This is a genomic window from Pseudomonas sp. FBCC-B1667 (assembly GCF_059133255.1).
This window is the reverse complement of record NZ_CP101437.1, coordinates 1,133,266-1,154,569: the sequence shown is the minus strand read 5'-3', so window position 1 is coordinate 1,154,569 and position 21,304 is coordinate 1,133,266. Positions and strand designations below refer to the sequence as shown.

17 protein-coding genes are annotated in these 21,304 nt (G+C 58.4%); 11 read left to right on the top strand and 6 right to left on the bottom strand.

The annotated features are described in order from the left end of the window. Positions 1 to 9 precede the first annotated feature (9 nt). From NL116_RS05000 to NL116_RS04990, 3 genes are all read right to left on the bottom strand, one after another. Positions 10 to 1,737 carry an ABC transporter ATP-binding protein/permease gene (locus NL116_RS05000; protein WP_494376253.1) on the bottom strand — a complete coding sequence of 576 codons (1,728 nt, stop codon included), beginning with the start codon at positions 1,735 to 1,737 and terminating at the stop codon, positions 10 to 12. A gap of 96 nt (positions 1,738 to 1,833) precedes the next feature. Continuing rightward, positions 1,834 to 2,394, bottom strand: a complete 561-nt coding sequence (locus NL116_RS04995; RefSeq protein WP_027924503.1) for a response regulator transcription factor — start codon at positions 2,392 to 2,394, stop codon at positions 1,834 to 1,836. Further along, complete coding sequence (locus NL116_RS04990) at positions 2,387 to 3,649, bottom strand: ATP-binding protein (RefSeq protein ID WP_140664169.1); 1,263 nt, start codon at positions 3,647 to 3,649, stop codon at positions 2,387 to 2,389. Before NL116_RS04990 ends, NL116_RS04995 begins: the two co-directional genes overlap by 8 nt. Before the next feature lie 240 nt (positions 3,650 to 3,889). On the opposite strand from NL116_RS04990, the gene NL116_RS04985 reads away from it, so the two are divergent. Then, positions 3,890 to 4,606 carry an SIMPL domain-containing protein gene (locus tag NL116_RS04985; RefSeq protein ID WP_494376252.1) on the top strand — a complete coding sequence of 239 codons (717 nt, stop codon included), beginning with the start codon at positions 3,890 to 3,892 and terminating at the stop codon, positions 4,604 to 4,606. A gap of 224 nt (positions 4,607 to 4,830) precedes the next feature. On the opposite strand, the gene NL116_RS04980 is transcribed toward NL116_RS04985, so the two are convergent. Next, positions 4,831 to 5,205, bottom strand: a complete 375-nt coding sequence (locus tag NL116_RS04980) for a DUF6124 family protein (RefSeq protein WP_494376251.1) — start codon at positions 5,203 to 5,205, stop codon at positions 4,831 to 4,833. A gap of 1,064 nt (positions 5,206 to 6,269) precedes the next feature. Between NL116_RS04980 and NL116_RS04975 the strand changes: the two genes are divergently transcribed. The 8 genes from NL116_RS04975 to NL116_RS04940 all read left to right on the top strand — a co-directional run bounded on the left by NL116_RS04975 (position 6,270) and on the right by NL116_RS04940 (position 17,039). Continuing rightward, positions 6,270 to 7,895 carry an ABC transporter substrate-binding protein gene (locus tag NL116_RS04975; protein WP_494376250.1) on the top strand — a complete coding sequence of 542 codons (1,626 nt, stop codon included), beginning with the start codon at positions 6,270 to 6,272 and terminating at the stop codon, positions 7,893 to 7,895. A 306-nt stretch (positions 7,896 to 8,201) separates the two neighbouring features. Beyond that, positions 8,202 to 9,803 (top strand): ABC transporter substrate-binding protein, encoded by a 1,602-nt coding sequence (locus NL116_RS04970; RefSeq protein WP_494376249.1) that lies wholly within the window; start codon positions 8,202 to 8,204, stop codon positions 9,801 to 9,803. Between the two features lie 168 nt (positions 9,804 to 9,971). After that, a complete protein-coding gene (locus NL116_RS04965) occupies positions 9,972 to 11,387 on the top strand; it encodes an OprD family porin (protein WP_494376248.1) in 1,416 nt (471 codons plus the stop codon). Between the two features lie 78 nt (positions 11,388 to 11,465). Then, the gene (locus tag NL116_RS04960; RefSeq protein ID WP_494376247.1) at positions 11,466 to 13,061 is read left to right on the top strand and encodes an ABC transporter substrate-binding protein; all 1,596 of its coding nucleotides are present in this window, start codon (positions 11,466 to 11,468) and stop codon (positions 13,059 to 13,061) included. A 74-nt stretch (positions 13,062 to 13,135) separates the two neighbouring features. After that, positions 13,136 to 14,146, top strand: coding sequence for an ABC transporter permease subunit (locus tag NL116_RS04955; RefSeq protein WP_494376246.1), 1,011 nt, complete (start codon positions 13,136 to 13,138; stop codon positions 14,144 to 14,146). A gap of 10 nt (positions 14,147 to 14,156) precedes the next feature. Then, positions 14,157 to 15,080, top strand: a complete 924-nt coding sequence (locus NL116_RS04950; protein WP_494376245.1) for an ABC transporter permease subunit — start codon at positions 14,157 to 14,159, stop codon at positions 15,078 to 15,080. A gap of 10 nt (positions 15,081 to 15,090) precedes the next feature. Then, complete coding sequence (locus NL116_RS04945; protein ID WP_494376244.1) at positions 15,091 to 16,059, top strand: ABC transporter ATP-binding protein; 969 nt, start codon at positions 15,091 to 15,093, stop codon at positions 16,057 to 16,059. Continuing rightward, positions 16,059 to 17,039 (top strand): peptide ABC transporter ATP-binding protein, encoded by a 981-nt coding sequence (locus tag NL116_RS04940; protein ID WP_059181621.1) that lies wholly within the window; start codon positions 16,059 to 16,061, stop codon positions 17,037 to 17,039. Before NL116_RS04945 ends, NL116_RS04940 begins: the two co-directional genes overlap by 1 nt. Before the next feature lie 101 nt (positions 17,040 to 17,140). Here NL116_RS04940 and NL116_RS04935 read toward each other — a convergent pair whose 3' ends face one another. Then, the gene (locus NL116_RS04935) at positions 17,141 to 17,392 is read right to left on the bottom strand and encodes a hypothetical protein (protein WP_494376243.1); all 252 of its coding nucleotides are present in this window, start codon (positions 17,390 to 17,392) and stop codon (positions 17,141 to 17,143) included. 251 nt (positions 17,393 to 17,643) lie between these two features. Then, positions 17,644 to 19,227, bottom strand: coding sequence for a peptide chain release factor 3 (locus NL116_RS04930; protein WP_123435283.1), 1,584 nt, complete (start codon positions 19,225 to 19,227; stop codon positions 17,644 to 17,646). 446 nt (positions 19,228 to 19,673) lie between these two features. On the opposite strand from NL116_RS04930, the gene NL116_RS04925 reads away from it, so the two are divergent. Together NL116_RS04925 and NL116_RS04920 are read left to right on the top strand one after the other, a co-directional pair. Continuing rightward, positions 19,674 to 20,390, top strand: coding sequence for an ABC transporter permease (locus NL116_RS04925; protein WP_483842519.1), 717 nt, complete (start codon positions 19,674 to 19,676; stop codon positions 20,388 to 20,390). A 20-nt stretch (positions 20,391 to 20,410) separates the two neighbouring features. Beyond that, complete coding sequence (locus tag NL116_RS04920; protein WP_494376242.1) at positions 20,411 to 21,304, top strand: glycine betaine ABC transporter substrate-binding protein; 894 nt, start codon at positions 20,411 to 20,413, stop codon at positions 21,302 to 21,304.

Below are 21,304 nucleotides of genomic sequence, written 5' to 3'. Positions count from 1 at the left end.
TTGTGGTGCTCAGGCGGTCACGGTCTGGTCCACCAAATGGCCGTTCTCGATGCGAACATGCCGTGGATGGAAACGCTTCAGGCTGCTGCGATGCCCGACGCTGATAATGCTCAGCCCCGGCAACTCATCGATCAGCGCTTGATACAACGAAGCCTCATCCTCTTCATCCATCGCCGAAGTGGCTTCGTCCATGTACAACCATTGCGGTGCATACAGCAGCGCTCGGGCAAACGCCAAACGTTGCTGCTCACCCGGCGAGAGCATGCGCTGCCAGTGGTTCGCCTCATCCAGACGAGCAACAAGATGCGGCAAACGGCACGTTTCCAGCACGTGGACGTAGCGTTCCTGAGAGTAGGTATCGCCAGCCTGTGGATAACTCAGCGCCTCACGCAAGCTGCCAATCGGCAAGTACGGCTTTTGCGGCAGGAACAGGTAGCGCGCCGACGGCAAACGGATATTGCCGTGGCCGCGCGGCCACAGATGCCCCATCGCACGCAACAAGGTTGACTTGCCGCTGCCGGAACGGCCGCTGAGCATCACGCGATCGCCCTCTTCCACTGCCATGTTGGCGTTGGTCAGCAGATGACGACCATCCGCCAGATCGAGACCGAGGTTGTGGATCTTCAGTTCATCGCCCTGATTCTGTACGTCGATGGCCGGTTGGCGCTCTTCGTTGTCGGTCATGGCCTGACGGAAACTCAGCAGACGATCACAGGTGGCGCGCCATGAGGCGAGGTTCTGATACGCACTGATAAACCAGCTGAAGCTTTCCTGCACGTTGCCGAATGCCGAGCTGATTTGCATCAGCTCACCGAGCTCGATCTTTCCGGCGAGATAACGCGGCGAGGCAACGATAAACGGGAAGATGATGGCCGCCTGGCTGTAACCGGCGGTGAAGAATGTCAGGCGCTTGGACACCTTCATGATGTCCCAGAAGTTGTGCCAGACCATCCCGAAGCGGCCACTTAACCGACGATTTTCGTTCGGTTCTCCGTTGTACAACGCGATGCTTTCGGCATTCTCGCGAACGCGCACCATGGAGAAACGCAGGTCGGCTTCGAAGCGTTGTTGTTGGTTGTTCAGACCGATCAAGCGACGGCCGATCAAATGCGTCAACCAGCTGCCTACCACTGCGTAAACCAGTACGCACCAGAACATGTAGCCGGGAATAGTGATACCGAAGACTTCAATACTGCCCGAGACGCCCCACAGAATGATCGAGAACGACACCAGGCTGACGATATTGCGCAGTAGCCCGATCCCCAGCTCAAGGGTGTTGGAGGTGAAGTTGTTGAGGTCTTCGGAAATCCGCTGGTCCGGGTTATCGGTGTAACCGCCCTGCTCCAGCTGGTAGTAGTTTTTGTTGCCGAGCCAACGGGCAAAGTGTTTCTCGGTCAGCCAGGCTCGCCAGCGGATCGTCAGCATCTGCGTCAAATAGAGCCGGTACACCGCACCGACAATCGCCACGGCGGCAATCGCGCAGAAATACAGAATCAGCTGCCAGAACGCCGCTTCATCCTTCTTTTGCAAGGCGTTGTAAAAATCCTTGTACCAGGTGTTGAACCACACCGAGATCCCCACGCTGATCAGCGACAAGGCAATCACTGCGATCAGCAGTGTCCAGGCCTTGCCCTTCTCTTCACTTTGCCAATAGGGCGTGATGATCGCCCACACTTTGCGGAAAAACTGCCCGTGCACGGCATCGTTGACCGCGGAATATTCAGCGTTCTGATTCATGGATAAGGCTCGATAGAGAAAAGAACACACACGAACCGATCATAGTTGATCGGCTCGGTTTATCGCGAGGGCTGGCGATGATCGTTCAGCGTCCGTTCAGCGGCGCACAGGACGTTTTTGCAGTTTGCGCTGCAGCGTTCGGCGGTGCATGCCCAGGGCGCGCGCGGTGGCGGAGATGTTGCCCTCGTGCTCAGTCAGCACGCGCTGAATGTGCTCCCACTGCAAACGGTCCACCGACATCGGGTTTTCCGGCACCAGGGTGTCGAGGTCGGCGTGCTCGGACAGCAGCGCTGCCAGCACGTCGTCGGCGTCGGCCGGCTTGCACAGGTAATTGCAGGCGCCGCGCTTGATCGCTTCGACGGCGGTGGCGATGCTCGAATAACCGGTGAGGATCACCACGCGCATTTCCGGGTCCAGCTCCAGCAGCTTGGGCAGCAAGACCAGCCCCGAGTCGCCGTCCATTTTCAGGTCCAGCGCGGCGTAATCCGGCAGATCGGCCTGGGCGATGGTCAGGCCTTCCTCGGCAGAGCCGGCGGTGCTGACGCGAAAGCCACGGCGGGCCATGGCGCGGGCCATCACGCGGGTAAAGGTTGCATCGTCGTCGACCAACAGCAAATGCGGCAGTTCTTCGCCTTCAACCTGGATATCGTCACTCATGTTCGTCTCCTCGGGCGACACGAGGAAGGCGCAGCTCGGTGAGCGTGCCGCCTTCCTCATGACTGTAGAGTTTCACTGAGCCGCCGGCGCGTGTCACGCTGGCCTTGCTCAAAAACAGGCCCAGGCCGAAACCTTTGCCCTTGGTAGTAAAAAACGGTTTACCGATCTGTTCGGCGATGGCCAGCGGCACACCGGCACCGTGATCGCGGATGCTGATGGTCAAGTCTTCGGCATTCCAGTCCAGCGTCACTTGCAGCCCTTCGGGGCAAGCGTCGGCGGCGTTGTTCAACAAATTCAGCAGCGCTTGCGTCAGATCCGGCGGCGGCGCCATGCGCGGCACGGTGCCCTGGCCCAGACGCTGGAAGCGGTAACTGGCTTCCGGACGCATCAGGTGCCAGCGGTTCAGCGCTTCGTCGAGCCAGTCGGTGACGTCCTGCATCTCCACCGCCAAACGGCGATTGGCCTCGGCGGCGCGCACCAGTTGCTGCAAGGTTTCCTTGCACAGCTTGACCTGATCCTGCAGCACGCTCAAATCGTCCTGCAATAACGGGTCGTGATGGTCCTGACGCATTTCCTTGAGCAATACGCTCATGGTCGCCAGCGGCGTGCCCAGCTCATGCGCCGCGCCGGCCGCTTGCGTCGCTACCGCCAGCAATTGCTGGTCTCGCAGGCCTTCTTCACGCCGAATCGCCCGCAGCTCTTCCTGACGGCGCAGCTCTTCGGCCATGCGCGCGGCGAAAAACGTAATCACCGCAGCAGCCAGTGCGAAGCTCAGCCACATTCCGTAGACCTGCAGGTTTTCCCGGGCAATCGGGAAGGTTTGCAACGGATAGAAGCGCGCGAGCAACAAGGTGTACATCGTCAATGCGATACCCGACAGAATCACCGAATAGCGCCATGGCAGCGTCACCGCAGCGATGGTCAGCGGCACCAGGTAATAAGAGACGAACGGGTTGGTCGAGCCGCCGGAGAAATACAGCAGGGCACTGTGAATAAACAGGTCGCAGGCCAGTTGCAGCGCGTATTCCAGTTCGGTGACTGGCCACGTGGTGCGCAGTCGAACCGCGGTGAACACGCACAGCAGCGTCGAACAGCCGAGGGTCATTGCCAGCTGCACCCACGGCAACGGCAACAGGTCGAGCCAATAGGCCAACCCGACGGAGCCGGCCTGGGCCGCGAGCACTAACGTGCGGATGAACGTCAGCCGCCAGAGGTTCTGGCGAGTGGCAGAAGTGATTTGAACGGGGGCGAGCATGAGCTCTCCTGATGAGCGCTCCAGGCGGATCGCACGGAGTATAACCAAGCACGGGGGCTGACAGGCAAAAGTGCGGCAAAGCGCCACAGTCTGCGCGCCATGTAATGTCCCCTGTGGCGAGCGAGCTTGCATCCGATCTGTATAGAAGTTGTAACTGTGCGAACCGGATCATTACAGCTAGAGTCTGATGGTTTCACGCAGGCTCGAACCTGACACCTGCGCATCGCCCAAGGAGCTTTCATGTACACATTGCGCCGCTGCACCGCCCTCCTCGCCCTGAGTGCCGGCACCCTCGCCAGCCTCCCGGCCCTGGCCGCCGACGAGCTGCATTACAACCAGATCTCCCTGCGCGCCGAAGTCAGCCAGGAAGTGGCTCGCGACCTGATGATCGTGACGCTCTACACCGAAGACCAAAACACCGACCCGGCCAAACTCGCCGCCGACGTCAGCACCACCATGAACAAAGCGCTGGCCCAGGCGAAACAGGTCAAAGACATCACCCTGCGCCAGGGTAGCCGCAACAGCTACCCGATCTACGACACCAAGGGCCAGAAAATCACCGGATGGCGTGAACGCGCGGAACTGCGCCTGGAAAGCTCGGACTTCGCCGCCCTGTCGAAACTGACCGGCGAACTGCTGACCGACCTGAAAATGGGCGGCATGGACTTTGCCATCGCCACACCAACACGCAAGGCCAGCGAAGACGCACTGCTTAAAGAAGCCGTGACCGCCTTCAAGGCCCGCGCCCAACTGGCAACCGATGCACTGGGTGGCAAGAGCTACAAGATTGTTAACCTGAACCTCAACAGCAATGGTTACCCACAACCGTACATGCGCGGCCCGATGATGATGAAAGCGGCCTCGATGGATGCCGCACCGGTGACACCGGATGTTGAGGCGGGCACCAGCCAGGTCAGCATGACGGCGGATGGGGCGATTGAAGTGTTGATGCCTTGATTTGATAGTTCGCACATAAAAACGGCGATCACGGGAGTGATCGCCGTTTTTTTATTGCCTGCCAAAAGCCCAGTTGAACCAGCAAGTTCTGTTGTGGGTGATCCGGCGCCATCGCAGGCAAGCCAGCTCCCACAGATGATCTATGTCTTGCTCAAAACCTGAGAACACACTCAATCCCTTGTGGGAGCTGGCTTGCCTGCGATGAACGATAACGCGGTCTTTGATCAGCCCTGCGGATCGACGTTATCCAAGGCGCGATTCACCGCCAACTCCGCCAGCATGATGATCTGCTGAATCGCCAACACCGTATTACGCTGAGGGCCGATCAGGTTCGAGGCGAAATCGCTGGTCATGACGCTGGCAGAGGCCAGTGATTCGCAGGCCTGGGCCAGGAGACTTTCGGTGTCCATGTTCGGGGCGATCATGTACATCGTGCTCGGACGGCGGGGTTTTTCGGCGTATTGGGATGGGGGATCGAGGTAGTAGTCGAGGGCGCGGTTTATGGCTTCGCGGTCTTTTAGTAGCGTTTCGGCGCGTAAGTCTTCGGCTTCGGTTTCAGCTTCGGGGGTGGTGGGTGGATCGGGGATTAACCTATCCATGGAAACTCCTACTGGTAACGGGAGCCCTCCCTTCGCCGGATCTCAAGCGGCGAAGAGGTGGCAGCTATGTGCAGAGTGAGATCACCGGTAGTAGGCACCCGGCCAGACCGAAGTCTGCCCGCACACAGCCGCCATAACGCATTTACAGGCAGCAGATAAGCTGGCGCCAATTATGGTGGCATTGGCGCTAGATGAATACTAATAGCCGGAGATCTCACACCCGGTCGCTGATTTTGCAGCGACAGCCAGAGGTTAGAGACAGGACTTCCTACCCGGCAACCTGAAAAATGCGTGGGAAAGCTCTGTGTTTTTTACACATCGTTCAACACAAAAATGGAACGCGGAGCGTCCCTGGCGACATTCCCACGCGGGAGCGTGGGAACGATCAGTTGGGGACGGCAGAAAGAGATTGGTCGTCTGTCAGGACGCCATCGCAGGCAAGCCAGCTCCCACAGATAATGATGTGCACCTGATAGAGATTGGTCGGCTGTCAGGCCGCCATCGACAAAAGGCGCTACCAATAAATAGCCGCGGTTGCACCCAGTACCACCCATAAACGCGCAGCCCACGACCGTGCGCCAACCGCCGCCACCAAATGTACCGATTAGATCAACAACCAAGATGTCCACTGACACACACTTGCCATTCAAACTACACCGACACCCACACCAAAACCGTTAAACAACAAACACCTACCGCACAGCCCCCAACTCAACAGAAACCCATCCCGGCGCAAAACATCCTCACTCCCAAAAAGCCACCCCACCCAGCACATCCAACCCCCAAAGCCTGGGTATAAATAAGTAACACCCCGCTCCAACCGGGTGCGCGAGCTTCCCCTTTTGCCCCGCTGCGGTGCGTCGGTTGCACCGAAAAAAACCCGCGCAAACGGTCAAATGCGCCTGAATTTATACAAATGCGACATTAAGGTACGTACGTGCCACTGTTTAACGCCTGTGGTCGCTCTGGATCTTGCATTGGGTACGGCCCCTGCATAAGTATCCGCAGGTCGACTCACGAGGTCGTCCTCTAATTCCAAAAATGACAACAATCATGAGGCCACCATGCTTAAAAACGCGGTCATTCCGTTTTTACTCGGCGCCAGCTTGTTAGCTAGTGCCCCCTTCGCCCAAGCCGCGACTAACCTGGTGTTCTGCTCCGAAGGGAGCCCCGCCGGTTTCGATCCAGGTCAATACACCACCGGAACCGACTTCGACGCCTCTGCAGAAACCATGTTCAACCGCCTGACCCAGTTCGAGCGCGGCGGCACCGCTGTGATTCCTGGCCTGGCGACCAGCTGGGACATTTCCCCGGACGGCCTGACGTACACCTTCCACTTGCGTGACGGCGTCAAGTTCCACACCACCCCGTACTTCAAACCGACTCGTGACTTCAACGCCGACGACGTGCTGTTCACCTTCAATCGCATGATTAACAAGGATGATCCGTTCCGTAAGGCGTACCCGACTGAATTCCCGTACTTCACCGACATGGGGATGGACACCAACATCACCAAGATCGATAAAGTCGACGACAAAACCGTCAAGTTCACGTTGAAAGAAGTGGATGCCGCGTTCATTCAGAACATGGCCATGAGCTTCGCCTCGGTGCAGTCCGCCGAATACGCCGCCCAGCTGCTGAAAGAAGGCAAAGCTGCGGACATCAACCAGAAGCCGGTCGGCACTGGCCCGTTCGTGTTCAAGAGCTACCAGAAAGACTCCAACATTCGCTACACCGGGAACAAGGACTACTGGAAGCCTGACGACGTCAAGATCGACAACCTGATCTTCGCCATCACCACCGACCCGTCGGTGCGTATCCAGAAGCTGAAGAAGGGCGAGTGCCAGATCACTCTGTTCCCGCGTCCAGCCGATCTGAAGGCGCTCAAAGAAGACAAGACCCTGAAAGTGCCTGACCAGGCCGGTTTCAACCTGGGTTACATCGCCTACAACGTGATGCCTAAGGTCAAAGGGCAAACGGATGCAAACCCGTTGGCCGACCTGAAGGTTCGCCAGGCACTGGACATGGCCGTCAACAAGCAACAGATCATCGACTCCGTGTACCAAGGCGCCGGTCAATTGGCCGTCAACGCCATGCCCCCAACCCAGTGGTCCTACGACACCACCATCAAGGATGCGCCGTACAATCCTGAGAAAGCCAAAGAGCTGCTCAAGGAAGCCGGCGTGAAAGAAGGCACCGAAATCGTTCTCTGGGCGATGCCGGTACAGCGTCCGTATAACCCGAACGCCAAGCTGATGGCTGAGATGCTGCAGTCCGACTGGAAGAAAATCGGCCTGAACGTCAAGATCCAGAGCTACGAGTGGGGCGAGTACATCAAGCGCTCCAAAGGTGGCGAGAACCAGGCCATGCTGATTGGCTGGAGCGGTGACAATGGTGATCCGGACAACTGGCTGAACGTGCTGTTCGGCTGCGATTCGCTGGAAGGCAACAACTTCTCCAAGTGGTGCGACAAGAAGTTCGACGGCATCGTAAAAGAAGCCAAGCGCACAACCGACCAGGCCAAGCGCACCGAGCTGTACAAACAGGCGCAACACGTCCTCAAAGATGCAGTTCCAATGACACCTATCGCTCACTCGACGGTGTTCCAACCTATGCGCAACGAAGTGCAGGATTTCAAGATCAGTCCGTTTGGCTTGAACTCCTTCTACGGCGTCAGCGTCAGCAAGTAAGGTGTTCAACGGCGACGTTTTTGACGTCGCCGTTGCTTTATCTGCCGAGAAAGCAGGAAAGCTCTTACGCCCAATTCCGCCGCTTACTACTGCGTCGGGGTCGGACGTGTTGCTAATTCCTACGAAACTTTAGGACCGTTCGCATTTACTGCCAGATCCACGGCTCATACCGTCGGGTTCTGACCAGCTTATGCGTGGGCACTCGGTTATTGCTGCAATGCATGGTTTGAAATCAGTGATCTTCCACGTTCCAGGACGGGACGGCGGCTCGCTGTCAAAACACTCGTTATTACAAGAGGGAGCGTCATGCGCCATTCCTTGATTTTATCCGCATTACTGGGCACCGGCCTGTTGGCTGCCACCTCCATCAGCCAGGCCTCCAACAACAGCCTGGTGTTCTGCTCCGAAGGTAGCCCCGCCGGTTTCGACACGGCGCAGTACACCACTGCGACCGATAACGACGCCGCCGAGCCGCTGTACAACCGTTTGGCAGAGTTTGAAAAAGGCGCAACCAACGTCGTTCCGGGCCTGGCTACCAGTTGGGATATTTCCGAAGACGGCCTCAAGTACACCTTTCATCTGCGCGAAGGGGTGAAGTTTCATACCACGCCCTACTTCACGCCGACCCGTGACTTCAATGCCGATGACGTGTTGTTCACGTTTAATCGCATGCTCGATCCGCAACTGCCTTTCCGTAAGGCTTATCCGACCGAGTTCCCGTACTTCAACGGGATGAGCCTGAACAAGAACATCGCCAAGGTCGAAAAGACCGGGCCGCTGACTGTGGTCATGACGCTCAACAGCGTCGACGCCGCGTTCATCCAGAACATCGCCATGAGCTTCGCCGCCATCCTGTCCGCTGAATACGCCGACAATCTGCTGGCAGGCGGCAAACCGAGCGACATCAACCAGAAGCCGATCGGCACTGGACCGTTCGTGTTCAAGAGTTACCAGAAAGACTCCAACATCCGTTACACCGGCAACAAGCAGTACTGGGACCCGAGCCGGGTCAAGCTCGACAACCTGATTTTCGCCATCAACACCGACGCGTCGGTGCGAGTGCAGAAACTCAAGGCCAACGAATGCCAGATCACCCTGCATCCGCGCCCTGCCGATGTGACCGCGCTGAAGAACGACGAAAAACTCAAGCTCATCGAGAAGCCAGGATTCAACCTCGGTTACATCGCCTACAACGTTCGGCACAAGCCTTTCGACCAGCTCGAAGTGCGCCAGGCACTGGACATGGCGGTGAACAAGCAAAGTATTCTCAACGCCGTCTACCAGGGTGCCGGGCAGTTGGCTGTCAACGCCATGCCGCCGACCCAATGGTCCTACGACGAAACGATCAAAGACGCCGCCTACAACCCGGAAAAAGCCAAGGAACTGCTCAAGGCTGCCGGCGTGAAGGAAGGCACGGAAATTACCCTGTGGGCGATGCCGGTTCAGCGCCCCTACAACCCGAACGCCAAGTTGATGGCCGAAATGCTCCAGGCTGACTGGGCGAAAATCGGCCTCAAAGTAAAGATCGTCAGCTATGAATGGGGCGAGTACATCAAGCGCACCAAGAATGGCGAGCACGACATCAGCCTGATCGGCTGGACCGGGGACAATGGGGACCCGGACAACTGGCTCGGCACGCTTTACAGCTGCGACGCCATTGGTGGCAACAACTACTCCATGTGGTGTGATCCCGCTTACGACAAGCTGATCAAGCAGGCCAAGGTCGTCACCGACCGCGACCAGCGCACCGTGCTGTACAAACAGGCTCAGCAGTACCTCAAACAACAGGTACCGATTACGCCGGTCGCCCACTCGACGGTTAACCAGCCGTTAAGCGCCAAAGTCGAAGGGTTCACAGTCAGCCCCTTCGGCCGCAACGTGTTCTCGGGCGTCAGTATCGACCAATAACCGATTAGCCAGAACGCTGGGGGCGCAGTGCGCCCTCACGCAAGCGTATTGCCGTAATTCGTCAATTCGGCGCACAGCAAACGTTTGCGATGCCTTGTATGAGTTAAAAACCAAATAGCCGGATCACCATAAGACCGGCATAAAAAAAGAAAGTAAGGAGCTTCACCCATGAAACTGAGCAGCACCGCGTTATTGGCCTTGGCCATCAGCAGCGTCACCGCCACGGCGTACGCAGAAACCCAGAGCCAGGAATTCACCCCGGTGACGGTCAACACCAAAAGTGCACAAGCTGATGCAACCGGCTTCGTCGAAGGTCAATCCATCTCCGGCACTACGCGCAACTGGTACGCCAACGAACAACTGAAACGTGGCGGCAAGTTCTTCTACAAGAAAGACGGCGTTTCGACCCCGACTGATCGTCGTATCAACTGGGTGCAAGGCACAATCATTAAGTACAACTCCGGCTTCACCGAAGGCACCGTTGGCTTCAGCACCGAAGTGGCGGCCTACAACGCTGTCGCTCTGGAACGTGATCGCGAGAGTCTCGCTTCCAACAACGGTGGCGCACCGGGCACTCGTCCAGGCGCGGGCAACAACCGGACCCTGACCAAAGAAGGCGGCGACGCTCAAGGTCAGTGGAGCAAGCTGGGCCTGGCCAACGTCAAGGCGCGCGTCTCCAACACCACCCTGACTGCCGGTCGCATGAACTTCAGCAGCCCACAGGTCGACGTCATCGGTAACCGTGCCCTGCCTTCGAGCTTCGAAGGTATCGCGATCCACAGCGAAGAGCTGAACAACCTGGCCTTCGACCTGGGCACTTTCGATCGCAACTCACCGCGTACCGAAGAAAGCCTGAGCAAATTCCGCTCCGAATACGGCAACCCCGACGCCGAAGCCGATCACGTCAACACCGCTGGCATCACCTACCAGCCGTTCGCCAGCCTGACCACCAGCTTCTGGGGCACCCAGGCCGAAGACCTGTGGAACCAGTACTACTTCGGCGCCAGCCACGTACTGGGTGACAGCTCGGTACTGAGCCTGACCACCGGCCTGAACTACTACAAAACCGTGGACCAGGGTAAAAAACTGTTGGGCGACATCGACAACCAGGCCGGCTCCCTGTCGTTCGGCCTGACTCACCAGGCTCACACCCTGACCTTCTCGTACCAGGAAATTAACGGTAACGAATACTTCGACTACCTGCACGAAACCAACGGCATCTACCTGGCCAACTCCCTGCTGTCGGACTTCAACGGCCCGAACGAGAAGTCCTTCCAGATCGCCTACGGCCTGAACATGGCTGAATACGGCGTGCCAGGCCTGAAGTTCAACATCTACCAGGCGCGTGGCTGGGGCATCGACGGTACTCACTACGCGGGCGGCGGCTACGACGGCGTGCAGTCGATGGACGGCGAGAGCCACTATGAATACGGCATCGGTTCTTCGTACGCCATCCAGAGCGGTCCGCTCAAGGCCACCACTGTTCGCGCGACCTACACCGCTCACCGTGGCAGCGAAAACCAGGCTGATGGCAGCATCAACGAGTTCCGTCTCGTGACCACGATTCCTTTCAACATCCTGTAATGCACCTGCCCGACGGCTGATTCAACAATGAATCGGCCGTCGGGCTTTAGTCCTTTAACCGATTGCAGAGGGTTCTTGATGAAAATGCTTCCCCTACGTGCGGCCATCGCGGCCGCGTTGCTGAGTGTCGCTGTTGGCGTCGCTGCCAAACCCCTGGTGGTCTGCACCGAAGCCAGCCCGGAAGGCTTCGATATGGTCCAGTACACGACTGCAGTCACGGCCGATGCGGTGGCTGAAACCATCTTCAATCGTCTGGCGGACTTCAAGCCGGGCACCACGGAAGTGATTCCGGCACTGGCCGACTCCTGGGACATCAGCGAAGACGGTCTGAGCTATACGTTCCACCTGCGCAAAGGCGTCAAGTTTCACACCACCGACTATTTCAAACCGACGCGCGACATGAACGCCGACGACGTGGTCTGGAGCTTCCAGCGTCAGCTGGACCCGAACCACCCATGGCACACACTGTCGAGCGTGGGCTTCCCGTACTTTGAAAGCATGGGCTTCAAAGAGCTGCTCAAAAGCGTCGAGAAAGTCGACGACAATACGGTCAAGTTCACCCTGACCCGTCGTGAAGCACCGTTCCTGGCCGACATTGCCATGGCCTTCTCCTCGATCTACTCCGCCGAATACGCCGACCAGTTGCTCAAGGCGAACAAGACCGGCGACCTGAACAACAAGCCGATCGGCACCGGTCCGTTCGTGTTCCAACGCTACAACAAGGACGCGCAAGTCCGCTTCAAGGCCAACCCGGAGTACTTCCGTGGCAAGCCACCGGCTGAGGCCTTGATTCTGGCGATCGCCACCGACAACAATGTGCGCCTGCAAAAGCTCAAGGCCAATGAGTGCCAGATCGCGCTGTATCCGAAACCGGATGACATCCCGAGCATCAAGAAAGACACCAACCTCAAGGTTGATGAACTGAACGCGATGACCGTTTCGTACATCGCGATGAACACCTCGCACAAATACATGAGCGATGTGCGTGTGCGCAAAGCCATCGACATCGCGTTCGACAAGGCCGCTTATGTCAACGCGCTGTTTGGCAAAGGCAATGCGACCGTGGCGGTCAACCCGTACCCGGACACCCTGCTGGGCTACAACCACACGCTGACCAACCCGCCGCGTGACCTGGACAAGGCCCGCGCCTTGCTCAAGGAAGCAGGCGTGCCGGAAGGCACAACGTTTACACTGTTCACCCGTAACGGCGGCGGGCCGACCAACCCGAACCCGATGCTGGGCGCGCAGATGATGCAGGCTGACCTGGCCAAGGTCGGTATCAAGATCGATATTCGCGTCATGGAATGGGGCGAAATGCTCAAACGTGCGAAGAACGGCGAACACGACATGGTTTCCGCCGGATGGGCAGGTGATAACGGTGATCCGGATAACTTCCTGACGCCTATGCTGAGTTGCGAAGCAGCCAAGAACGGCGAAAACTACGCGCGCTGGTGCAACGAGAAATTCCAGACGCTGATCGACGAAGCCCGAGCTAAAGTGAACCCGACGGAACGTGCAGCGCTCTACGAGCAAGCCCAGGAAGTTTTCAATCAGGATCAGCCATGGATCAGCATGGCGCACACCCGTATGTTTACCGCAATGCGCAACAACGTAGAGGGCTATCACATTAGCCCGCTTACCACGAATAACTTCGCCACCACCCAGGTGAAGTAAATAAGAAAACTCCCGGTGTCCCTGACTCCAGGGACACCAGGCACGCCTAACCGGCTGATGAGGTACACCACAAGATGTTTAGTTTTATTGCCCGCCGATTGGGGTTATTGATCCCCACGTTCTTCGGCATCACCTTGCTGACTTTCGCGTTGATTCGCATGATTCCAGGCGACCCCGTGGAAGTAATGATGGGCGAACGTCGAGTCGACCCCGAAATGCATGCTCAGGCAATGGAACGCCTTGGTCTGAACAAGCCTCTGTACGCCCAATACGTGGACTACATCGGCAAACTGGCTCACGGCGACCTCGGCGAATCGCTGCGTACCCGTGAAAGCGTGTGGAGCGAATTCACCTCTCTATTCCCCGCGACCCTGGAACTGTCCATGGCCGCCCTGTTGTTCGCCGGCATCCTGGGCCTCCTGGCCGGCGTGATTGCGGCACTCAAACGAGGATCCCTGTTCGACCATGGGGTGATGGGCATCTCCCTGGCGGGATATTCGATGCCGATCTTCTGGTGGGGCCTGATCCTGATCATGTTCTTCTCGGTGAGCCTGGGCTGGACCCCGGTGTCCGGGCGGATCGACCTGCTCTACGACATCGAGCCGCGCACCGGCTTCATGCTCATCGACACCTTGCTGGCCGATGACGTTGGCGCATTCTTCGATGCCCTGCATCACCTGATCCTGCCGGCCATCGTGCTGGGTACCATCCCGCTGGCCGTTATCGCGCGGATGACCCGTTCTTCGATGCTCGAAGTGCTGCGTGAAGACTACATCCGTACCGCCCGCGCCAAAGGCCTGTCGCCTTCTCGCGTGGTGTTCGTGCACGGCCTGCGCAACGCGCTGATTCCGGTATTGACCGTGGTCGGCCTGCAAGTCGGCACATTGCTGGCCGGTGCGGTCCTGACCGAAACCATTTTCTCGTGGCCCGGCATCGGCAAATGGCTGATCGAAGCCATTGGCGCCCGTGACTATCCAGTCGTGCAAAACGGCATCCTGTTAATCGCCTGCCTGGTGATTCTGGTCAACTTCGTAGTGGACATCCTCTACGGCTTTGCCAACCCACGCATCCGTCACCAGCGCTGAGATCATGACCATGACCACTCCAGCTACAACCCCAAATCAAGCGGTAACAGTCGATCAAAGCCTGCTGTATCCGTCCCCGTACAAAGAATTCTGGCACGCGTTTTCCCGCAACAAGGGCGCCGTCGCCGGCCTGATGTTCATGTTGCTGGTGATTTTCTGCGCGATCTTCGCGCCGTGGGTTGCCCCGCATAACCCGAGCGAGCAATACCGTGACTTCCTGCTGACCCCGCCAGCCTGGCTGGAAGGTGGGCAGATCCAGTTCCTGCTCGGCACCGATGAACTGGGTCGCGACCTGCTGTCGCGCCTGATTACCGGCTCGCGCCTGTCCCTGCTGATCGGCTTGTCGTCGGTAGTGATGTCGCTGATCCCGGGGATTCTCCTGGGTCTGTTCGCCGGTTTCTTCCCGCGTGTTTTAGGCCCGACCATCATGCGTCTGATGGACATCATGCTGGCCCTGCCGTCGCTGCTGCTGGCCGTGGCGATTGTCGCCATCCTCGGCCCTGGCCTGATCAATACCGTGATCGCCATCGCCGTGGTGTCCCTGCCGTCCTATGTTCGTCTGACCCGCGCCGCGGTGATGGGCGAGTTGAACCGCGACTACGTGACCGCCGCGCGCCTGGCCGGTGCCACGCTGCCCCGCCTGATGTTCATCACTGTGCTGCCGAACTGCATGGCGCCGCTGATCGTTCAGGCAACCTTGAGCTTCTCCTCGGCGATTCTCGATGCCGCGGCCCTGGGCTTCCTGGGTCTTGGTGTTCAACCGCCAACCCCTGAGTGGGGCACCATGCTGGCTTCGGCTCGCGACTACATCGAACGCGCCTGGTGGGTGGTAAGCCTGCCTGGTTTGACCATTTTGCTCAGCGTGCTGGCAATCAACTTGATGGGCGACGGCCTGCGCGATGCGCTGGACCCGAAACTCAAGAACGCCGCCTGAGGAAATTCAAATGTCACTGTTAGAAATCAAGAATCTCAACGTTCGCTTCGGCGACAAGAACGCCGTTCCGGTGGTCGACGGGCTCGACATTACCGTGGAAAAAGGCGAAGTCCTGGCCATCGTTGGCGAGTCGGGTTCGGGTAAATCCGTGACCATGATGGCGCTGATGGGCCTGATCGAGCATCCGGGGATCGTCACCGCCGACGCCCTGAATTTCGACGGCAAGAACATGCTCAAGCTCAGCAATCGTCAGCGTCGACAAATCGTCGGCAAAGACCTGGCCATGGTCTTTCAGGACCCGATGACCGCGTTGAACCCGAGCTACACCGTCGGTTTCCAGATCGAAGAAGTGCTGCGCCTGCACCTGAAAATGTCCGGCAAGCAAGCGCGCAAGCGTGCCATTGAGCTGCTGGAAAAAGTTGAAATCCCGGGCGCCGCCAGCCGTATGGACGCCTACCCGCACCAACTGTCCGGCGGTATGAGCCAGCGTGTTGCAATTGCCATGGCGATTGCCGGTGAACCGAAACTGCTGATCGCCGACGAACCGACCACAGCTCTGGACGTCACGATTCAGGCGCAGATCATGGACCTGCTGCTGGCGTTGCAGAAAGAACAGAACATGGGCCTGGTGCTGATCACTCACGACCTCGCGGTCGTGGCTGAAACCGCCCAGCGCGTGTGTGTGATGTACGCCGGCCAGGCCGTTGAAGTCGGTCAGGTGCCACAGCTGTTCGACATCCCGGCGCACCCGTACAGCGAAGCGTTGCTCAAAGCGATTCCGGAACACAGCCTCGGCGCCACACGCCTGTCGACCCTGCCGGGTATCGTCCCCGGTCGTTACGACCGTCCGCAAGGTTGCCTGCTGTCGCCGCGTTGCCCGTATGTGCAGGAAACCTGCCGTCAGCAACGTCCGGCCCTTGACCCGAAAAGCAACAGCCTCGCCCGCTGCTTCTACCCGCTTAATCAGGAGGTGGCGTAATGGCCGTCGTACTTACCGCCCGCGACCTGACCCGTCACTACGAAGTGTCCCGCGGCCTGTTCAAGGGCCATGCGACCGTACGTGCCCTCAACGGCGTGTCGTTTGAACTGCATGCCGGCAAGACCCTCGCTGTCGTTGGTGAATCGGGCTGCGGAAAATCCACCTTGGCCCGTGCATTGACGCTGATCGAAGAGCCATCCTCCGGCTCCTTGAAAATCGCCGGCCAGGAAGTCGCCGGTGCCGACAAGGCGCAGCGTAAACAACTGCGCAAAGACGTGCAGATGGTGTTCCAGAGCCCGTACGCCTCGCTCAACCCTCGGCAAAAGGTCGGTGACCAGCTCGGCGAACCGCTGCTGATCAACACCAACCTGTCGGCGGCCGAACGTCGCGAAAAAGTCCAGGCAATGATGAAGCAGGTGGGCTTGCGTCCTGAGCACTATCAGCGTTATCCGCACATGTTCTCCGGCGGTCAGCGCCAGCGAATCGCCCTGGCCCGCGCGATGATGTTGCAGCCTAAAGTGCTGGTAGCGGACGAACCGACCTCGGCGCTGGACGTGTCGATTCAGGCGCAGGTGTTGAACCTGTTCATGGATTTGCAGCAAGAGTTCAACACCGCCTACGTGTTCATCTCGCACAACCTGGCGGTGGTGCAACACGTTGCCGATGACGTGATGGTGATGTACCTCGGTCGCCCGGTGGAAATGGGTCCGAAGAACGACATCTACGAGCGTCCGCTGCACCCGTACACCCAGGCGCTGTTGTCGGCCACACCGACCATTCACCCGGACCCGAACAAGCCGAAAATCAAGATCGTCGGTGAGTTGCCTAACCCGCTGAACCCGCCATCCGGCTGCGCTTTCCACAAGCGCTGCCCGTACGCCACCGAGCGTTGCAGCACCGAAGAGCCGGCCCTGCGCCCTCTCGATAACCGCCAGGTGGCTTGCCATTACGCGGAGCAGTTCCTCGACGGCGCGGCCTGAAAAAAAGCGCGCCTCATGAGATGAGGCGCGCTTTAGTCAATCAAACCCCTTCTGCTTCGATTGCGCATCAATCCGGCAAAGGGGTTTTTTTTGCCCGGGATTTACGATTGGTCGTCACTTTCTTCATCGTCGGAACCCGTCGGTTCGTCCGCGCCTTCAGTGCCACTTTTGCCAGAGTCCTGACCATCAGGATCAGAGTCATCGGCGTAAATGGCATGAATTGAACTGCCTGGCCCCTGAACACCCGAGTAACCATGGGAGTGCCCTGGGCTACTGGCCCACGCGGCCGATGCCCCAAGAGACAACATCACCATTACTTTGATCAATAGCAAAATGCGTTGAAAGATTTTCATAGATTCCGTCCTTTCATGTGTGACGCTTGGGTGCCTGACTGGCGCTGAATGAAATCTAGTTCCGATCAGCGTGGTTCACCAGATAGGACGCTAACGGCAGGCTGGAAATGCGCATGATCGGCAGATTGGTTTCGAATAAGGGTTATGGCGAATAGTTATTACCACTTCTGGCTCGGTCTAATGTGGGAGCGCGTCAGCAAAAAAAACCCCGCAGCTTTCGCAACGGGGTTTGGGGTGTTTCAACTTCGCGCTTAGTGATGCTCACGCGTCGCACGGAATTTCACGTCCGGCCAGCGCTCTTCCATCAACGCCAGGTTGACCCGGGTCGGGGCCAGGTAAGTCAGGTGACCACCGCCGTCGATCGCGAGGTTTTCCACCGCCTTGTTGGAGAATTCCTCAAGCTTCTTCTTGTCGCTGCAATCGATCCAGCGCGCGGAATAAACGGTGATCGGCTCGTATGAGCACTCAACCTTGTATTCCTCTTTCAAGCGGCTGGCGACCACATCGAACTGCAGCACACCGACGGCGCCGAGGATGATGTCGTTGCTGCGCTCGGGGAAAAACACCTGGGTCGCGCCCTCTTCCGCCAACTGCTGCAAGCCCTGACGCAATTGCTTGGATTTCAGCGGGTCACGCAGGCGTACGCGACGGAACAATTCCGGCGCGAAGTGCGGGATACCGGTGAAGCCCAGGGTTTCACCTTCGGTGAAGGTGTCGCCGATCTGGATGGTGCCGTGGTTGTGCAAACCGATGATATCGCCGGCAAACGCTTCTTCCAGTTGCTCACGTTCAGAGGAGAAGAATGTCAGCGCATCGCCGATCCGCACGTCTTTGCCGGTGCGCACGTGGCGCATCTTCATGCCTTTTTCGTACTTGCCGGAGCAGATCCGCATGAAGGCGATGCGGTCGCGGTGTTTGGGGTCCATGTTCGCCTGGATCTTGAACACGAAACCGGCGAACTTCTCTTCAACCGGTTCTACGGTGCGCTCGTTGGCCACACGGGCCAGCGGTTTCGGCGCCCAGTTGACCACGGCGTCGAGCACGTGATCGACACCGAAGTTGCCCAATGCAGTACCGAAGAACACCGGCGTCAGTTGGCCGTCCAGGAATTCCTGTTGATTGAATTCGTGACAGGCACCCTGCACCAGTTCCAGCTGATCGACAAAACGATCGTACTCGTCGCCCAAATGCGCGCGAGCCTCATCGGAGTCGAGCTTCTCGATGATTTTCACATCGGTACGTTCGTGGCCGTGACCGGCGGTGTACACGATGATGTAGTCGTCGGCGAGGTGATACACGCCTTTGAAGTCGCGGTAGCAACCGATCGGCCAGGTGATCGGCGCAGCCTTGATCTTCAGGACCGCTTCGATCTCGTCGAGCAGCTCAATCGGGTCGCGGATGTCACGGTCGAGTTTGTTGATGAAGCTGACAATCGGGGTGTCACGCAGACGACAAACATCCATCAGCGCGATGGTCCGAGGCTCTACACCCTTACCGCCATCGAGCACCATTAATGCCGAGTCCACTGCCGTCAGGGTGCGGTAGGTGTCTTCGGAGAAGTCTTCGTGGCCCGGGGTGTCGAGCAGGTTGATCATGTGGTCGCGATACGGAAACTGCATGACCGACGTGGTAATGGAAATACCACGCTGCTTTTCCATTTCCATCCAGTCGGAGGTGGCATGGCGGTCGGACTTGCGAGACTTCACCGTGCCCGCAATCGCAATCGCCTTGCCCATCAGCAAGAGCTTCTCGGTGATGGTGGTTTTACCGGCATCGGGGTGGGAAATAATGGCGAAAGTGCGGCGTTTCGCGACTTCGGCGGCCTGTTTGGTCATGGGAAATCGCCTGGCAGGTGATTCAAAAAAGGGCGGCGAGTATAGCGCAAAGCGACTGTCACGGACCACCGTTCGCCCAGCCGCACGGATCTTTGTAGGAGCCGGCCTGCTGGCGATGACAGCTCCGCGATCTGTCAGATAAACCCAGGCGATGCGATCGCCAGCAAGCCGGCTCCTACAGTGCGCAATCGAAATCAACGGTGGCTAAATGCTGTTAATTATGGAACCTTTTAAAAGGTGCAGACGTCCACTCCCCTGTTACGGCACTCGTACCAGGGGCTGACAATTCAGCAAGTTGGCCTGACGAGGCTGCGCTTATGGCTCGATGTCATGCGGTTTTTACCCGCATGAAGAGCTGCTTCTCGCGAACGTTGATTACCCGGCAGCCAGTAATGGACTGCCCCAAGGGACTGCGTTCGCCGACAAAAGAAAAAAGGAGTCCGCCTGTGGCTATTCGCTATGGCAAAGGGCTGATAGGAGGTGCGGTTGTCGTCGCCCTTCTGGCCCTGCTGGTCCACTGGATTGGCATCAACACGATCGAACATTACCGCGACGATTTGTTGTTTTACCTGCAAGCTCATCTGATTCTCGTCCTTGTCTCCATGCTGGCCGCCCTCGTTGTGGGCATTCCCGCCGGTATCTTCCTCAGCCGTCCGTCCATGGTGGACCGCGCTGAGCGCTTCATGCAGCTCTTCAACATCGGCAACACCGTGCCGCCTCTCGCCGTACTGGCCATCGCCCTGGGGATTCTGGGCATCGGCAGCGGACCCGCGATCTTCGCCCTGTTCCTCGCCTCGCTGTTGCCGATTGTGCGCAACACCTATGAAGGCCTGAAAAACGTTCAGGGTTCACTGAAAGAAGCGGCCGTCGGCATCGGCATGACCCCGACTCAAGTGCTGTGGCGAGTAGAACTGCCAAACGCCGTGCCGATCATCATCGGCGGCGTGCGCGTGGCGCTGGCAATCAACGTTGGTACCGCACCGCTGGCGTTCCTGATCGGCGCCAACAGCCTGGGCAGTCTGATTTTCCCTGGCATCGCCCTGAACAATCAGCCGCAACTGCTACTCGGCGCGGCCTGCACCGCCCTGCTGGCCTTGCTGCTCGACGGTCTGGTGACACTCGCCAGCCGCCTCTGGCTCGAACGCGGCTTGCGCCCGTCTTAAGCCTCGGCAAAGGAATCTTTATGAAGACATTTAGCTTTTTACTAGGCTGCGCCCTGCTGTTCGCAGGCGTTGCCCAAGCTGCTGAAAAACCCGTGATCCGCATTGGCGCACGGGTATTCACCGAACAAACCCTGCTGGCGGAAATCACCTCCCAATACCTGCGCACCAAGGGTTATGACACCCAGGTGACCGGCGGCCTGGGCAGCAACCTCGCTCGCAGCGCCCACGAAAGTGGCCAGCTGGATTTGATGTGGGAATACACCGGCGTGTCGTTGGTGGCTTACAACCACATCACGGAAAAACTCGACAGCGCTCAGTCCTACGCCAAGGTGAAAGAACTCGACGCGAAAAAAGGCCTCGTCTGGCTGACCCCGTCGAAATTCAGCAACACCTACGCGCTGGCCCTGCCGGAAAAAACCGCGCAAGCCTATCCGCAGATCAACACCATCAGCGAGCTGAACACGGTGTTGCAGGCCGAGCAAAAGGACATTCATCTGGTGGCACTGGACACCGAGTTCGCCAACCGTTCCGACGGTCTGAACGGCATGGTCGACCTTTACGGCATGAACCTGACGCGCAAAAACATTCGCCAGATGGACGCCGGGCTGGTCTACACCGCCCTGCGCAATGGCCAGGTGTTTGCCGGGCTGGTCTACACCACGGACGGTCGTCTGAACGCTTTCAAGCTGAAACTGCTCGAAGACGACAAGCACTACTTCCCGGACTACACCGCCGCGCCGGTTGTACGTCAGGACTACCTCGACGCCCATCCAAAACTGGCGGAAGACATCAAGCCGCTGGCGGAGCTGTTCGATGACGCCACCATGCGCCAACTCAATGCGCGGGTCGATGTCGATCACCAAAGCCCTTCATCCGTTGCCGCAGACTTTCTGCGCCAGCATCCATTGAACTGA

What these genes read in the sequence shown, in the direction of transcription:
- NL116_RS04990 (WP_140664169.1), bottom strand. Translation starts at nt 3,649, where the DNA reads ATGCTCGCCCCCGTTCAAATCACTTCTGCCACTCGCCAGAACCTCTGG.
- NL116_RS05000 (WP_494376253.1), bottom strand. Translation starts at nt 1,737, where the DNA reads ATGAATCAGAACGCTGAATATTCCGCGGTCAACGATGCCGTGCACGGG.
- NL116_RS04940 (WP_059181621.1), top strand. Translation starts at nt 16,059, where the DNA reads ATGGCCGTCGTACTTACCGCCCGCGACCTGACCCGTCACTACGAAGTG.
- NL116_RS04985 (WP_494376252.1), top strand. Translation starts at nt 3,890, where the DNA reads ATGTACACATTGCGCCGCTGCACCGCCCTCCTCGCCCTGAGTGCCGGC.
- NL116_RS04955 (WP_494376246.1), top strand. Translation starts at nt 13,136, where the DNA reads ATGTTTAGTTTTATTGCCCGCCGATTGGGGTTATTGATCCCCACGTTC.
- NL116_RS04920 (WP_494376242.1), top strand. Translation starts at nt 20,411, where the DNA reads ATGAAGACATTTAGCTTTTTACTAGGCTGCGCCCTGCTGTTCGCAGGC.
- NL116_RS04965 (WP_494376248.1), top strand. Translation starts at nt 9,972, where the DNA reads ATGAAACTGAGCAGCACCGCGTTATTGGCCTTGGCCATCAGCAGCGTC.
- NL116_RS04935 (WP_494376243.1), bottom strand. Translation starts at nt 17,392, where the DNA reads ATGAAAATCTTTCAACGCATTTTGCTATTGATCAAAGTAATGGTGATG.
- NL116_RS04995 (WP_027924503.1), bottom strand. Translation starts at nt 2,394, where the DNA reads ATGAGTGACGATATCCAGGTTGAAGGCGAAGAACTGCCGCATTTGCTG.
- NL116_RS04930 (WP_123435283.1), bottom strand. Translation starts at nt 19,227, where the DNA reads ATGACCAAACAGGCCGCCGAAGTCGCGAAACGCCGCACTTTCGCCATT.
- NL116_RS04950 (WP_494376245.1), top strand. Translation starts at nt 14,157, where the DNA reads ATGACCACTCCAGCTACAACCCCAAATCAAGCGGTAACAGTCGATCAA.
- NL116_RS04960 (WP_494376247.1), top strand. Translation starts at nt 11,466, where the DNA reads ATGAAAATGCTTCCCCTACGTGCGGCCATCGCGGCCGCGTTGCTGAGT.
- NL116_RS04980 (WP_494376251.1), bottom strand. Translation starts at nt 5,205, where the DNA reads ATGGATAGGTTAATCCCCGATCCACCCACCACCCCCGAAGCTGAAACC.
- NL116_RS04975 (WP_494376250.1), top strand. Translation starts at nt 6,270, where the DNA reads ATGCTTAAAAACGCGGTCATTCCGTTTTTACTCGGCGCCAGCTTGTTA.
- NL116_RS04945 (WP_494376244.1), top strand. Translation starts at nt 15,091, where the DNA reads ATGTCACTGTTAGAAATCAAGAATCTCAACGTTCGCTTCGGCGACAAG.
- NL116_RS04970 (WP_494376249.1), top strand. Translation starts at nt 8,202, where the DNA reads ATGCGCCATTCCTTGATTTTATCCGCATTACTGGGCACCGGCCTGTTG.